Annotated in this window: 10 protein-coding genes, 1 tRNA gene and 2 pseudogenes; 6 read left to right on the top strand and 7 right to left on the bottom strand. The window is 70.6% G+C overall.

Annotated features, from left to right (window positions below; all coding sequences use genetic code 11):
• Nucleotides 1-59 precede the first annotated feature (59 nt).
• Nucleotides 60-2,597, bottom strand: coding sequence for an ABC transporter permease (locus tag ACZ4SA_RS31865; protein WP_468281381.1), 2,538 nt, complete (start codon nt 2,595-2,597; stop codon nt 60-62).
• A gap of 215 nt (nt 2,598-2,812) precedes the next feature.
• Nucleotides 2,813-3,583, bottom strand: a complete 771-nt coding sequence (locus ACZ4SA_RS31860) for an ABC transporter ATP-binding protein (RefSeq protein WP_468281379.1) — start codon at nt 3,581-3,583, stop codon at nt 2,813-2,815.
• A gap of 363 nt (nt 3,584-3,946) precedes the next feature.
• On the opposite strand from ACZ4SA_RS31860, the gene ACZ4SA_RS31855 reads away from it, so the two are divergent.
• Together ACZ4SA_RS31855 and ACZ4SA_RS31850 are read left to right on the top strand one after the other, a co-directional pair.
• Nucleotides 3,947-4,028: transfer RNA gene (locus ACZ4SA_RS31855), tRNA-Leu, on the top strand.
• A 289-nt stretch (nt 4,029-4,317) separates the two neighbouring features.
• Nucleotides 4,318-5,190: a Bax inhibitor-1/YccA family protein gene (locus tag ACZ4SA_RS31850; RefSeq protein WP_468281377.1), complete on the top strand. Its 873-nt coding sequence runs from the start codon at nt 4,318-4,320 to the stop codon at nt 5,188-5,190.
• Nucleotides 5,191-5,287: 97 nt separating this feature from the next.
• Here ACZ4SA_RS31850 and ACZ4SA_RS31845 read toward each other — a convergent pair whose 3' ends face one another.
• Entirely contained in the window at nt 5,288-5,518 is a 231-nt protein-coding gene (locus tag ACZ4SA_RS31845; protein WP_356637552.1) for a DUF4287 domain-containing protein, read from the bottom strand.
• Nucleotides 5,519-5,617: 99 nt separating this feature from the next.
• Here ACZ4SA_RS31845 and ACZ4SA_RS31840 point away from each other — a divergent pair, with 99 nt between their 5' ends.
• Nucleotides 5,618-5,944 carry a hypothetical protein gene (locus ACZ4SA_RS31840; protein WP_468281375.1) on the top strand — a complete coding sequence of 109 codons (327 nt, stop codon included), beginning with the start codon at nt 5,618-5,620 and terminating at the stop codon, nt 5,942-5,944.
• Between the two features lie 147 nt (nt 5,945-6,091).
• Here the strand turns inward: ACZ4SA_RS31840 and ACZ4SA_RS31835 are convergent, their stop codons facing one another.
• The 3 genes from ACZ4SA_RS31835 to ACZ4SA_RS31825 all read right to left on the bottom strand — a co-directional run bounded on the left by ACZ4SA_RS31835 (nt 6,092) and on the right by ACZ4SA_RS31825 (nt 9,878).
• Nucleotides 6,092-6,937, bottom strand: a complete 846-nt coding sequence (locus ACZ4SA_RS31835) for a hypothetical protein (protein WP_468281417.1) — start codon at nt 6,935-6,937, stop codon at nt 6,092-6,094.
• Between the two features lie 264 nt (nt 6,938-7,201).
• Nucleotides 7,202-8,422, bottom strand: a complete 1,221-nt coding sequence (locus tag ACZ4SA_RS31830; RefSeq protein WP_468281373.1) for an acetyl-CoA C-acetyltransferase — start codon at nt 8,420-8,422, stop codon at nt 7,202-7,204.
• Nucleotides 8,423-8,867: 445 nt separating this feature from the next.
• Nucleotides 8,868-9,878: an SGNH/GDSL hydrolase family protein gene (locus ACZ4SA_RS31825; RefSeq protein ID WP_468281416.1), complete on the bottom strand. Its 1,011-nt coding sequence runs from the start codon at nt 9,876-9,878 to the stop codon at nt 8,868-8,870.
• 181 nt (nt 9,879-10,059) lie between these two features.
• On the opposite strand from ACZ4SA_RS31825, the gene ACZ4SA_RS31820 reads away from it, so the two are divergent.
• Nucleotides 10,060-11,445 carry a cystathionine beta-synthase gene (locus ACZ4SA_RS31820; protein ID WP_468281371.1) on the top strand — a complete coding sequence of 462 codons (1,386 nt, stop codon included), beginning with the start codon at nt 10,060-10,062 and terminating at the stop codon, nt 11,443-11,445.
• Between the two features lie 341 nt (nt 11,446-11,786).
• Here ACZ4SA_RS31820 and ACZ4SA_RS31815 read toward each other — a convergent pair whose 3' ends face one another.
• On the bottom strand, nt 11,787-12,203 hold the full coding sequence (locus ACZ4SA_RS31815; RefSeq protein WP_468281369.1) for a hypothetical protein: 417 nt from the start codon (nt 12,201-12,203) through the stop codon (nt 11,787-11,789).
• 166 nt (nt 12,204-12,369) lie between these two features.
• Here ACZ4SA_RS31815 and ACZ4SA_RS31810 point away from each other — a divergent pair.
• Both ACZ4SA_RS31810 and ACZ4SA_RS31805 read left to right on the top strand, forming a co-directional pair.
• Nucleotides 12,370-12,764, top strand: a pseudogene (locus tag ACZ4SA_RS31810) (VOC family protein).
• 286 nt (nt 12,765-13,050) lie between these two features.
• Nucleotides 13,051-14,174, top strand: a pseudogene (locus ACZ4SA_RS31805) (LamG domain protein jellyroll fold domain protein); the annotation flags it as partial.

Raw genomic sequence — 14,174 nt, 5'->3', positions numbered from 1 at the left:
CAAAAAGCCCCGTGGCCGTGTGCCGAGCACACGGCCACGGGGCCCTCGTCCGGGAGCCGCTACTCCGTCTTGATCGCCGTCAGCATGTTGAGCTTCGCCGCGCTCCGGGCCGGCCACATCGCGGCCAGCACGCCGACGACACCGGCCAGCAGCAGGAAGATCCCGATCCGGTCCCACGGCATGACCAGCACATAGCCGGGGATCTCCTTGCGGATCGTCTCGCCGATCGCCCAGGCGAGGAACGAGCCGAGCCCGATGCCGACCACCGCGCCGAAGACCGAGATCACCACGGCCTCCAGCCGGATCATCCGCTTCACCTTGCCGCGGTCCAGACCGATCGCCCGCAGCATCCCGATCTCCTGCTGGCGCTCGAAGACGGACATCGCCAGGGTGTTGATGACGCCGAGCACCGCGATGATCAGAGCCATCGCCAGCAGCCCGTACATGATGTTCAGCGCGGTGTTGATGAAGCCGCCGAACATGTTCCGGATGTCCTGCTGGTCCATGACGCTCATCGCCGGGTTGTCGCCCAGCGCGTTGATCAGCGCCTGTTCGTTCGCCTCGGTCGCGCCGCCGTCCATCTTCACCCAGACCTCGGGGATGTACGGCTTCGGCTCGAACGGGGCGACGACGTCGGTGGCGACCAGGATCGGGGAGAGGAACTCGTTGCCCTTGTAGACGGCGCCGACCGTCAGGTTCTTGGTCTTCTTCTCGCCCTCCGCGCCGAAGTCGGCGGGCAGGGTGTCACCCGTCTTCCAGCCGTTCGACTCGGCGGTCTTCTCGTCGACGGCGATCTGCCCCTTGCCGAGCGTGGCGAGCGAGCCCGAGACCGTTTTCAGGTCGAATACCTGCTCCACGTCGCCCGGGGTGACCGCGGACGCAGAGTGCCACTCACCCTTGATCTCCATCGAGGAGGCCTGCTGCGGCGAGACGGCGCTGATGCCCTTCGCGTTCTCGATCGCGTCGAGCGCCGACTTGTCCAGCGCGCCGCCGCCGGCCATCGAGACCATGTAGTCGGCCCGGATGTTGTCCGTGGTCATCTGGTCCACCGCCCGGCCCATCGTGGCGCCGAGCACCGAGATCCCGGTGACCAGGGTGAGCCCGATCGCCAGCGCGGAGGCGGTGGCACCCGTACGGCGCGGATTGCGCACCGCGTTCTGCCCGGCGAGCTTGCCCGACACCCCGAAGACGCCCTGCAGCAGCGGCCGGACCAGTGCGATCACCGGGCGGGACAGCAGCGGAATCAGGACGATGATGCCGACCAGCGCCAGGAACGCGCCGGCGCCGATGATCATCCGGCCGTCCGAGCCGGCCGCCGCACCCGCGACGATCGTGGCCGCCCCGACCAGCGTGATCACGCCGCCGATGGTGTTCCGCAGCACCAGCGACCTGGTCGTCGCCACCGCGTGCACGCTGCTCATCGCCGCCACCGGCGCGATCTTCGCGGCCCGGCGGGCGGGCAGCCACGCGGCCAGCACCGTGATGAACACACCGACACCCAGGGCCGCGGCGACCGCTGTGGGGGAGACGACAAGCGGCCCTGCGGGCACCTTCGCGCCGAAGGTGCCCATCGCCGACCGCAGACCCGTGGCGAGACCCAGGCCCAGCAGGAAACCGACCACCGACGCGACTGCGCCGACGACCAGCGCCTCGAGGATCACGGAGCGCTTGACCTGCCGGCGGGACGCGCCGACGGCACGCATCAGCGCCAGCTCCCTGGTGCGCTGGGCGACCAGCATGGTGAAGGTGTTGGCGATCAGGAAGACACCGACGAAGAGGGCGATGGCCGCGAACGCGAGCAGCATCGTGTTCATGTTCGACAGGCCGCTCTCGATCTGCCGGGCCTGGTCGTCCGCCAGCTCCTTGCCGGTCTGCGCGTCGGAGTCCTTCGGCAGCAGCGGCTCCACCGCGGCGAGGATCTTGCGGTCGGACGCGCCGGACTCCGCGGCGATCGTGACGTCCTTGAAGTATCCGGGCTGCAGATACAGCTTCTGGGCGACCGCGGTGTCGAAGAGGACCAGGCTGCCGCCCGCGTTGACCGCGCCGTCCTCGGTGGTGAAGACACCGGCGAGCACGTACTCCTTCACCGGCCCGTTGGTGGCCACCCGCACGGTGTCGCCGACCTTGTACTCGCCCTTGGCGGCGGAGTCCTTGTCGAGGGCGATCTCGTCGTCCGCGCGCGGTCCCGAGCCGTCGGTGAAGGTGTATGCCAGGTCCTTGCCGTCCTTGCCGGGGGCGAAGTTGGCGCCGGTGTTGGACCAGCCGTTGCCGATCAGCTTGCCGTCCTGGTCGGCGACGCCGGCGAAGCCGGAGACCCGGCCGGTGGCGTCGGCGACGCCGTCGAGGGCCCGGATCTTCTCCAGGGTCTTCTCGTCGATGCCGGCGTCCTTCGCGCCGTCGGCGGGATCGGCGTAGGTCGTCACGGCGACCGCGACGTTGTCGTAGCTCTTGGCCGACTGCTTGCGGTAGGCGTTGCCGAGGGTGTCGGTGAAGACCAGCGTGCCGGAGACGAAGGCCACGCCGAGCATCACGGCGAGGACGGTCATCAGCAGCCTGGCCTTGTGCGCGAGCACATTGCGCAGGGCGGTACGGAACATGTGGGTGTCCTGGGAGTGGGCGCCGGGCGCCGGGCCGAGCCGTGCGGGCTCGGCCGGGGCCGGGCGGTACAGGGAAGGTCTGGAGGGGGCGGCGCGGCGGGGGCACGCGGTCGCACAAGGCGCCGGCGGGGCCGCGGGGCGGGACCGGGGCCGTTCTGGGCGTCGGCCGCGGGGGCTTCGAACCTGGGGGCGGGCGGGGCGGCGGCCCCGTGGCGTCAGCTCGTACGGCCCTTGGCGTCGAAGGCCTTCATACGGTCGAGGACGCCGTCGGCGCTGGGGCTCAGCATCTCGTCGACGATCGCGCCGTCCGCGAGGAAGACCACCCGGTCGGCGTAGGAGGCGGCCACCGGGTCGTGCGTCACCATGACCACGGTCTGGCCGAGCTCCCGCACGGAGTTGCGCAGGAAGCCGAGCACCTCGGCGCCGGAGCGGGAGTCCAGGTTTCCGGTCGGCTCGTCACCGAAGATGATCTCCGGCCGGGAGGCGAGGGCGCGGGCGACGGCCACGCGCTGCTGCTGGCCGCCGGAGAGCTGGGCCGGCCGGTGGCCGAGCCGGTCGCGCAACCCCACCATGTCGATGACCCGCTGCAGCCACTCCTTGTCGGGCTTGCGGCCGGCGATGTCCATGGGGAGCGTGATGTTCTCCAGGGCCGTCAGGGTCGGCAGCAGGTTGAAGGCCTGGAAGATGAAACCGATCTTGTCGCGGCGCAGCTGCGTCAGCTGCTTGTCCTTGAGGCTGCCGAGTTCGGTGTCACCGATGCGCACGGAGCCGGAGCTGAAGGTGTCCAGGCCGGCGACGCAGTGCATGAGCGTCGACTTGCCGGAGCCGGACGGGCCCATGATCGCGGTGAACTCGGCCTGCCGGAAGTCGATGCTCACATGGTTCAGCGCGACCACCTGGGTCTCGCCCTGTCCGTACACCTTGGACAGGTCCGTGGCGCGGGCCGCCACTGCGGTGGCGCGGTGAGCGATGGGGGTGGTGGTCACGAGGAGAACTCCTGTCGGAAGTGCCGTGGGGACTTTCCCATCCTGTCCGCGTCAAGGCCGCGAATCGTCAGTCCCGATGCCCGTTCCCGTGGCCCTCTTGGGTCGGACCGGGCGCCACGTCCCTCCTCCTTTGGGATGACGGCGCCCCCGAGGATCACATGGGGGACCGGAGGGCGCTTTTCCGTCATTCCCGGGTGCCCCCGGCAGGGGTCGCAGGCACTGGGAGGCGGGGACGAATAGTCCCCTACCTGGTCTGACACACCCTCAGGCGCCAATAAAATAAGACAAGATCGGGCCATCGTCCCGATGGCGAGGCGATCAGCACCGATAGGCTCAGGTGCCAACGCGGAGCCCTCGCGCCTCGCCCGGGTGGTGGAATGCAGACACGGCGAGCTTAAACCTCGCTGCCCCTCGGGGCGTGCCGGTTCGAGTCCGGCTCCGGGCACGTATGCCCAGCCACCGTAGGCCGGTGCCGGTCGGGCAGCCGCCGTCGCCGAGGGGCTCCTGCCGCCTGTGGGAGCAGGAGCGCTTGAACCGGACCGGCCCCGGTGGTGCCGGCCCGGACCCCCTGACTGGCGGTACGCGCGCCGCGCGCCGAGAAGCTCCTGTCGCAGGCCACGGGCGGGCCCGTGCAACGATCTCGGAAAGATCCTCCCCGAGCACTAGGGTGATTGCTTTGCTTGCGCATTACTCTTGACTTCTAGTGCCGCGCAGGGTGGCCAAGGAGGAGTGAGATGAGGAGCAGCAACCCGGTCTTCTCGCGACGGGGGTTCAGCCGCGACAACGGCTACGCGGGTTTCAACGCGCAGCAGCCGCAGGCCGGGGGCCCCGCTGTTGCGTCGAACCCGTACGCACAGGGCACCGGCAACCCGTACGCCACCAACCCGTACGCCCCGGCGGATACCCAGCACGGCGCCCCCGCGCAGGTCCGCACGGATGTCATGACGATGGACGACGTCGTCACGCGTACCGCCATGACGCTCGGCACCGTCGTTCTCGGTGCCGTCCTCGCGTGGGCGGTCCTGCCGGTCTCGCCCAGCAGCTATGGGATCGCCATCGGCTCGGCCCTCGTGGCCTTCGTCCTCGCGATCGTCCAGTCCTTCAAGCGCAAGGCGTCGCCCGCGCTGATCCTGAGCTACGCGGCCTTCGAGGGCATCTTCCTCGGCGTGATCAGCGAGATGTTCAACAGCCGCTGGGACGGCGCGCCCTTCCAGGCGGTGCTCGGCACCATGGCCGTCACCGGCGCCATGCTGTTCGTGTACAAGCAGCGCTGGATCAGGGTCACCGCGCGTTATGCCCGTATCGGCATGACCATCGCGATCGCCTTCATCGCCGTCCTGGCGGTGAACCTGCTCCTCGTGGTCTTCGGCGTCGCCGACGACGGCGGGCTGCGCAGCTTCGGGCCGATCGGCGCGATCGTCGGCATCCTGGCCATCCTGATCGGCTGCTTCTTCCTCACTCTCAACTTCAAGGAGATCGAGGACGGCATCACCTACGGCGCCCCCCGTCAGGAGTCGTGGCTGGCGGCCTTCGGCCTGACGGTGACGCTGGTGTGGATCTACCTGGAGATGCTGCGACTGGTGGCGATCTTCAGCGGCGAGGACTAGTCGCCGGCGGCGGCCGGCCCACGGACCGACCGCACTGCACGAAGGGCCCGCAGGCACTGCCTGCGGGCCCTTCCGTCGTGTGCGGCACCTGAAGCGTCTAGAGAAGCTTGCGCGCGGCGCGCCTCAGGTCGTACTCGTGGATGATCGCTTTCGCATGGCCGTACGCGAGGTTGTGTTCGCCGCGGAGCCAGCTGACCTTCTCCTCGAAGCGGAAGAGAGACGGCCCTTCGTCGACGGTGCGGAGCCAGTCGGAGATCTCACGACCGGTGCACTCGGGGATTCGGGAGAGCAGATTTCGGTGGGTCTCTTCGGAGAAGACTTGGGACATCGGCGCCTCCGGACGCATTGCGCGTTTTGCTCTTCACGCCACCGTGCCTGAGCGTTCGCGTATTGGCAACAGTCCCGCGAGGGCGCGTAGGGTCGCGGCGTGCTTGATACGACCGAACTGACCGCCGCGGCGGACCGCTTCGCGGACCGTCTGCGGGCCGCGCCGCAGAGTCGGCTGCAGCAGGGCGCCGCGGCGGAGGGACTGGCCCTGGCCAGGGAACTGGCGGCCATGGCACAGCAGATCGAGGAGCCGGCGGGCGAGCCGAGGATCATGCCGGACGCGGGGGTGTTCGCGGTCGCGGACCAACTGATGGTGGCGGCGCACGATTTGGCCGAAGCGCTTCGATCGGCGGTGCCGGCGCGGTCACGCGAGCTCGACGAGGCGGTGGACCTGGTCCGCGCGGCGAGCCTGCGGTCGGGCCTCTAGGCCGGCGCTGGGTCCCGTCGGATCGGCCCGGCGAGCCCTGCGATCGGGCCTGTGGAGCCCGCCGGGGCCGCGCCGGGATAGCGGGGCGGTCGGGCTCAGCGGGGCCGCGGGGCGGTCGGGCTCAGTGGGGCCGCGGGGCGGTCGGGCTCAGTGGGAGGCGATCACGCGGTCCGCGAGGATGTACACACTCTCGTCGCCGCAGGAGAACGTCAGGGCGTACGCACCGGACACCCCGGAGCCGCCCAGCAGCACCGGCGCGTTGCCCGCGCGCAGCGCGTCCGCGAGGCGCTCGGCGGTCTCCCGGTGGCCGGGGGTCATGCACAGTGTGGTGCCGTCGGTGAAGACGTAGACGTCCAGCGTGCCCAGCGGGCCGGGGCGTACGTCCGCCAGCTCGGTGGCGGTGTCGGCCAGCTCCTCGAGTTTGGCCACCGTGCGCTCATGGTCGGTGACGACCGGCGTCTGGACCGGTACGAAGTCGGGGTGGGAGGGGTGGCGGCGGCGAGCCGCGGCCAGCTCGGGCGAATCCTCGGCGAACTCGGTCACCTCGGGCAGGTCCGCCATGTCGTCGAGACCCTCCGCCGCGTCCAGGTCCATCGACTCGAGGCCCGCGAAGTCGGCCTGGCGCGGGACGTAGAACGGCGGGATCTCCTCGCCGACGCCGGACAGCCCGCCGAGCAGAGATCCGGAGCCGTCGCCGGAGAAGCGGGCGGAGGCGTCGGCCGCGTCGCGGGCTTCCTGCGCGGCCCAGAAGGCACGCGCCTCGGCCAGCTCCCGCTCGCGCTCCTCGGCGAGCGCCTCGGCGACGGCCGCGCGTATCTCGGCGGCGTCACCGGCGCGGGCGTGGGGCACGGACGCGGTGCGGGCGAGCCCGGACGCTGCGGAGAGCTCGCTGCGCAGGGCCGTGACCTGCTTGCGGAGCCCGTGGGCGGCGTGCAGGGCAGCGGCGCCCACGGCCGTGGCGGCGGCCGTGGTCAGCAGCAGGGCAAGAGACATGGCGCTCACTGACTTACTCCCGGTTTCAATCGGATCCCCCCGACTTCTACATCAGCTTGCGATGAACCCGCGCCCCCTGTCAGTGCATTACGTCACGAAATGGACAGGACTTTGGGCCCGAGGTTTGGCAGTGGAGTGGCTGTGACCTGCAAAAAGGGCTCTCCCCCAGGAGGTAGGTCACATCCTGGGGGAGATTCAGTCACGAACAGAGATCTGCGGCGGGCTCCGCGGCCCGCCGACCCGGCTCAGCCGTTCGATTCCGGCTCAGCTCAGCCGCTCGATCACCATCGCCATGCCCTGACCGCCGCCCACGCACATCGTCTCGAGGCCGAACTGCTTGTCGTGGAACTGGAGGCTGTTGATCAGCGTGCCCGTGATGCGCGCGCCCGTCATGCCGAAGGGGTGGCCGACAGCGATCGCGCCACCGTTGACGTTGACCTTGTCCAGGTCGAAGCCGAGGTCGCGGTAGGACGGGATGACCTGCGCGGCGAAGGCCTCGTTGATCTCGACGAGGTCGATGTCGGACGTGGTCAGGCCGGCGCGCTTGAGCGCCTGCTTCGAGGCCTCGACCGGGCCGAGGCCCATGATCTCGGGGGAGAGACCGGAGACGCCGGTGGAAACGATCCGGGCCAGCGGGGTCAGGCCGAGCTCGCGGGCCTTGGTGTCGCTCATGATGACGAGCGCGGCGGCGCCGTCGTTGAGCGGGCAGCAGTTGGCGGCCGTGACCAGGCCGTCGGGGCGGAAGACCGGCTTCAGGCCCTGCACGCCCTCGAGGGTGACACCGGCGCGCGGACCGTCGTCCGTGCTGACGACCGTGCCGTCCGGTGTGGTGACCGGAGTGATCTCGCGCGCCCAGAAGCCGTTCTTGATGGCCTCCTCCGCGAGGTTCTGCGAACGCACGCCGAACTCGTCCATGTCCTGGCGGGTGATGCCCTTGCTGCGGGCGAGGTTCTCCGCGGTCTGGCCCATCGCGATGTACGCGTCCGGGACCAGGCCGTCCTCGCGCGGGTCGTGCCAGGTGGAGCCCTCGGACTCGGCGACGGCGGCGGTGCGGGCCTCCGCCTCGGCGAAGAAGGGGTTGTGCGTGTCCGGCAGGCTGTCCGAGTTCCCCTTCACGAAGCGGGACACCAGCTCGACGCCTGCCGAGATGAAGACGTCGCCCTCGCCGGCCTTGATGGCGTGCATGGCCATGCGGGAGGTCTGCAGCGACGAGGAGCAGTAGCGGGTGACGGTACAGCCGGGAAGGTGGTCCATCCCCATCTGGACGGCCACGATGCGGCCCAGGTTGTTGCCCTGCTCGCCGCCGGGGAGGCCGCAGCCGAGCATCAGGTCGTCGATGTCACGCGGGTCGAGCTCGGGCACCTTTGCGAGCGCCGCCTTGATGATCTCGGCGGTCAGGTCGTCGGGACGGACGTCCTTGAGCGAGCCCTTGAAGGCCCGGCCGATCGGGGAACGGGCGGCAGAGACGATCACGGCTTCGGGCATCACGGCTCCATGAGGGGAAGACGGAAGGGCTGGTTGGGAAGTTACCGGTACGTACCGCGTGGGTCACTGTGCGGATGGTGTGATGCGGGCCTCTTTTCTAAGCGGGCGCTTGCTTATGACCCCTATGGGGTTGCCTTCCCCACCCCGCCCTTCCCCGAAACCGGGCGCCCGTGACCTCCGGGTTCCGCCGCTCCGGCGCCCGGTGCGGCCCTGCGCCCGGGTCCCCGGTACGGGGCCTCCACGTGCGGGCGGTGCCCGCCTTGCGCCCGGGCCCCGGTACGGCCCGCCGCGCGGTGTGCTCGCACGCCGTACGGGCGCACGCCCCACACGCGGGACCGGCTGACGCGTCCGCCCGTACGGCCCGCCGGCCCGCCGACGGGCGAGCCCGCCCTGTCGGGCCGGAGCGCCCTGTCGGGGCCGGAGCCCCCGGCTCCAGGCTCCCGCCTCAGCCGCTCCCCGCCCGCCCCTTCGCGGGCTCGGCGTCCGGGACGGACGGGGCCGTGGCCTCCGGCGCGGGAAGGCGCCGACGCCGGCGGTGCTTGAGGAGCGCCCACGGAGCGCGAGCGCCCGTGACCTCCGTACCCGCCTCCGACGCGGCCGTCGCTGCCGCCCGTGCGACCGGCAGCATGCCCTCGTCCCGGTCCGCGTCCAGCGTGTCGCTCTCCGGCCACAGGCCGAGTACCGCGCACAGCGTCGGCAGCATGGCCATCGCCGCCGTCGCGTAGCCCTCCGCCGACGGGTGGTAGTTGTCCACGCCGAACATCTCGCGCGGGTTCGCCTCGAACTCGGGGCCGAGCAGGTCGCCGAGCGAGACCGTGCGCCCGCCCTGTTCCACCACCACGATCGTCTGCGCCGCCGCGAGCTGGCGGCTCACCCGGCGCGCCATCCAGCGCAACGGCTGGTAGACCGGCTCGATCGTCCCGAGGTCCGGACACGTGCCGACGACCACCTCGGCTCCCGCCGTACGCAGCCTGCGCACCGCGGAGGCGAGACAGCGCACGGACTGGGTGGGCGGCATCCGGTGGGTGACGTCGTTCGCGCCGATCATGATCACGCAGACGTCCGGTGTGCGCGTACGGTCCGCGAGCAGCTGTGTCACCTGACGCTCCAGGTCGTCCGACTGCGCCCCCGGGAGCGCGGCGTTGCGGACCTCGACCGGTCGCTCCGCCACCGCGGCCAGGCCGGAGGCGAGCAGGGCTCCTGGCGTCTGGCCGGCGCGGCGCACGCCTTGGCCGGCCGCGGTGGAATCGCCCAGGACGCCCAGGTGCAGGGGGTTGTCGCGGCCGAAGGCCAGCCCGTAGAGCCCGTCGCCCCGTGGCGGGATGGGGGCCCGGCCCCCGCCGACGGTCCGCTTGGCCAGCTGGACCTCCGCCAGGACCAGCCCGACCGCCGCCGCTCCGAGCAGCCCGATACTGCCTCCGCCGTACGCGGCGCCTGCCGCGATACGTCGCGCCACCCTCGCCCTCGACACAGTCCGAGCCACCTCCTCGCAGCCCGCGGGACCACAGCCTCCGCGGCCGCAGCCCTCGCAGGCCTTGTTGCCGTACATGACCTAACTGCCCCGTAGCGACCGTCGCCCAATCCCACGTTCGGCCGCTTACGCTGGGCGCACCATCACGGAGACCCCGGAGAACATTGTGCGTATCCACAACTCGATGATCAGCCTCGTCGGCGACACCCCGCTGGTGAAGCTGAACAGCGTGACCGCAGGCATTTCTGCGACCGTCCTCGCCAAGGTGGAGTACTTCAACCCCGGCGGGTCGGTGAAGGACCGGATCGCCCTGCGAATGATCGAGGCGGCGGAGGAGAGCGGCGCCCTGCAGCCCGGCGGCACGATCGTCGAGCCGACGAGCGGCAACACCGGCGTCGGCCTTGCCATCGTGGCCCAGCAGAAGGGCTACAAGTGCGTCTTCGTCTGCCCGGACAAGGTGTCCACGGACAAGATCAACGTGCTGCGCGCGTACGGCGCCGAGGTCGTCGTGTGCCCCACGGCCGTCGACCCCGAGCACCCGGACTCGTACTACAACGTCTCCGACCGTCTGGTGCGCGAGACGCCGGGCGCGTGGAAGCCGGACCAGTACTCCAACCCCAACAACCCGCGCTCGCACTACGAGACCACCGGGCCCGAGCTGTGGGAGCAGACGGACGGGCGGATCACGCACTTCGTCGCGGGTGTCGGTACCGGCGGCACGATCTCCGGCACCGGCCGCTATCTGAAGGAGGTCAGCGACGGCAAGGTCAGGATCATCGGCGCCGACCCCGAGGGCTCCGTGTACTCGGGCGGTTCGGGTCGCCCGTACCTCGTCGAGGGCGTCGGCGAGGACTTCTGGCCCTCCGCGTACGACCGGACGGTGACGGACGAGATCGTCGCCGTGTCCGACAAGGATTCCTTCCAGATGACGCGCCGCCTCGCCAAGGAGGAGGGCCTGCTGGTGGGCGGCTCCTGCGGCATGGCCGTCGTCGCGGCCCTGCGCGTCGCGGAGCGGCTGGGGCCGGACGACATCGTGGTCGTGCTGCTCCCGGACAGCGGCCGTGGTTACCTGAGCAAGATCTTCAACGACGAGTGGATGGCCGACTACGGCTTCCTGGCGGGCGAGGGCGCCGCGAACGTCGGTGACGTGCTGCGCGACAAGGCGGCCGGCGGCATCCCCAGCCTGGTGCACATGCACCCGGAGGAGACGGTCGGTCAGGCCATCGAGGTGCTGCGGGAGTACGGCGTCTCGCAGATGCCCATCGTGAAGCCGGGCGCCGGCCACCCGGACGTGATGGCCGCGGAGGTCATCGGCTCCGTCGTCGAACGCGAGCTGCTCGACGCGCTGTTCACGAAGAGCGCGTCGCTGGGCGACCCGCTGGAGAAGCACATGTCCGCGCCGCTGCCACAGGTCGGCTCCGGCGAGCCGGTCGGCGACCTGATGTCGGTGCTCGGCGCGGCGGACGCGGCGATCGTGCTGGTCGAGGGCAAGCCGACGGGTGTGGTGAGCCGTCAGGACCTGCTGGCGTTCCTCGCGAAGGGCAGCAAGTAGTCCGCTCGGAACGTCCTTTCGCGCAATCGGTACGAGCGCGTCATGTACGCGCAGCACCCGCTTAACACGCGTCCGGCACATTGGTTGATGTCGGCAGGGGGACCGGGCAGGTAACCCGGCCGGCACCAGTGGCGGCGTCACAGGACTTCCGGAGCGGCTCCCGGACCTCCAAGGACGCCCCCGGACGCGGGAACCGGTCCTGACCCGGCCCGTGTCCCTCGCGGGGACCGCTGTCGTCCCGGCCCCCGGCCCTCGGCCGGGGGTGCGGCGGTCCCCGCGCACCACTCCCTGCGCCTGAAGTCACGTGCCACAAGCCATGTGAAATCAGTCGGCGGCGGCTGTCACTCGTCCCACTCCGACCCGGCGGACCGGGTCTTGCGCTGCCAGGGCCAGGCACGGGCGGCATGGGCCACGTTCACGCCCACGATCCCGAGCCAGGTCACGATCAGGCCCGGCAGGTCGGCGTTGACCACGCCGATCGCGGAGAGCGGGACGGCCAGGATCATCGTGATGATGCCGAAGCCGAAGCGCTCCCCGAAGTTGTCCCCGGACTGCGGCCGGCGGGGGCCGCGGGCGACCGTCATCTGCTGCTCGGCGAGCCGGCGCCTGACACGGCGGTCGACGGCGGTGTCGAGCCGCTCCTCGACCTTCTCCAGAAACGACTCGACGAGTGCGGATTCGTACTCCTCGCCCAGGTCTCGGCGGGCGTGGAGGGTGGCGTCGAGCTCTTTCCTGAGCTCAGGGTCGCGGGCTTCCATGGCACAGAAACTACGGCCGTGCGGGCCGCGGCGTCAGTGGGGGTAGCCCCCCTCTTCCTCAGGGGACAGCAGGAAGAGGATCTCCTTCGGGAACAGCGGGAATGAGGATGCCCCGCCGTGCCGGCATGTGCCGTCGGACGCAGGAGACCGCACGGGGGAAGAGGCGATGAACGCTCACGTCACCGAGAACCACCACTTCGGCGGTCTTCACCACGTCCAACTGGCTGTCCCGCCAGAGGCCGAGGACCGGTGTCGCCGCTTCTGGGGGACGTGCTCGGCATGACCGAGCTGGAGAAGCCGCCGGTGCTCGCCGCCCGCAGCGGTGCTGGTTCCGCGGCGGCGGCCTCGAGGTTCACCTTGGTGCCGAACAGGACTTCGCGCCTGCCCGCATGGCCCACCCCGGCATTCTGGGTCCGCTCCCTCAGGAGCCTCGCGGCGCGTCTGGAGGAGTGCGGCCACGAGGTGACGTGGGACGGCGAGGTCCCCGGTCACGACCGCTTCTACGCGCACGACCCGTTCGGCAACCGGCTGGAGTTCATGGAGCCGCGCCCGGCGTCCTGAGCCGCGGCCCCGGTCCTCCTCCCCTCGCCACCGTGCGTCCCGAAGTCGTCGGCGGGCCGGGGGTGTTGAGGGCCGCGGGCGACGGTCATCTGCTGCTCGGCGAGTCGGTGCCTGCGCCACGCCCCGTGTCCAATACGGGCATGCCCGCGTCAATGTGAACATCCTGTGTGACTCTTCGCAGGTTTTTGATCACAGTGTCGCCACAGGGCCTTCATTCTTGATCATCCGAGTCGTAGCTTGCTCCTGCATGGCATGTCCAGGACTAGCAGTGGGGTGGGTTGTGAGGATGAGGTGGGGGCGCCGCGGTCGTGGCGCGGAGAGCAGACGACGCCGCCTGCTCGGCACGGCTGTGGCCGCCGCGGTGTCGATGGGCGCGCTGCCGGCGATGGGCGCGGACCCCTTCGCGCAGGCGGCCGCCGCCGAGGCGACCGCAGCGCAGGACGAGGGGCGGAGGGCTCTCGCGGAGGCGAAGGAGTCGGGTGAGCGGGTCGAGGTGGTGGGGGAGCGGTCGGAGCGTGCGACCGTGTTCGCCAATCCCGACGGTTTTTCGTTCACGTTGGAGGAGTCGGCGGTGCCGGTGCGGGTGGCCGTGGAGGGTGGTGGCTGGCGGAAGCCGGACGCGACGCTCGAGCGGCGCCCTGACGGCTCGGTGGGGCCGAAGGCCGCGGCCGCGCGGATGACGTTCTCCGGGGGAGGGTCCAAGGACCCGCTCGTGACGATCTCCGAGCGCGGACGTTCGCTGCAGCTCGGCTGGCCAGGCAGGCTTCCCGTTCCCGAGCTGGACGGCACCACCGCCCTCTACAGAGAAGTCATCGACGGGGTCGACCTGAAGGTGTCCGCCTCGACCGAGGGCTTCCGGCACGTTCTGATCGTCAAGACGCCCGAGGCCGCGGCCGGCGAGGACCTCAAGAAGGTCAGTTACTCCCTCAAGTCCGAGGGTTTGAAAATCCTCAAGGGCAAGTCGGGCAACCTCACCGCCGTCGACTCCGACGGCAATCGCGTTTTCCGCGCACCTCCGGCCCAGATGTGGGACTCGGCCGGCACCGAAGCCGCGGAGAGCGGGAAGCCCACCGCCGGCGACAACCAGGACCTCGCGGCGCAGAACCGCAAGGCCGCCGCCCAGGCCCCCGGTGCCGACGGCACCGAGTCCGCGAGAACCGGGTCCACGAGAACCGGGTCCGCGAAGGCCGAGGAAACGGCCGACGCCGGTGTCGAGCCCACCCCCGGCGATCGGGTTGTGCGGATGGGTGTGGAGTTGGGCAAGGGTTTGTTGTCGGTGGTTCCTGATGCGGGGATGCTGAGGGGTACGAAGGCAGCGGATTTTCCGTTGTTCATCGATCCGACGGTGACGTGGGGTGAGTCGGAGCGGACGTTGTTGCGCAGTGACGGCTATGAGTCGTACGGCTGGGG

It is taken from the genome of Streptomyces sp. NPDC027962 (assembly GCF_055566095.1).
Note: the sequence above shows the minus strand (reverse complement) of the source record. Positions and strands in the feature narration are given on the sequence as shown.

Excerpts from the sequence above, each read along its gene's own strand:
- ACZ4SA_RS31850 (WP_468281377.1), top strand. The coding sequence starts at position 4,318 with ATGAGGAGCAGCAACCCGGTCTTCTCGCGACGGGGGTTCAGCCGCGAC.
- ACZ4SA_RS31815 (WP_468281369.1), bottom strand. The coding sequence starts at position 12,203 with ATGGAAGCCCGCGACCCTGAGCTCAGGAAAGAGCTCGACGCCACCCTC.
- ACZ4SA_RS31830 (WP_468281373.1), bottom strand. The coding sequence starts at position 8,422 with ATGCCCGAAGCCGTGATCGTCTCTGCCGCCCGTTCCCCGATCGGCCGG.
- ACZ4SA_RS31835 (WP_468281417.1), bottom strand. The coding sequence starts at position 6,937 with ATGTCTCTTGCCCTGCTGCTGACCACGGCCGCCGCCACGGCCGTGGGC.
- ACZ4SA_RS31865 (WP_468281381.1), bottom strand. The coding sequence starts at position 2,597 with ATGTTCCGTACCGCCCTGCGCAATGTGCTCGCGCACAAGGCCAGGCTG.
- ACZ4SA_RS31845 (WP_356637552.1), bottom strand. The coding sequence starts at position 5,518 with ATGTCCCAAGTCTTCTCCGAAGAGACCCACCGAAATCTGCTCTCCCGA.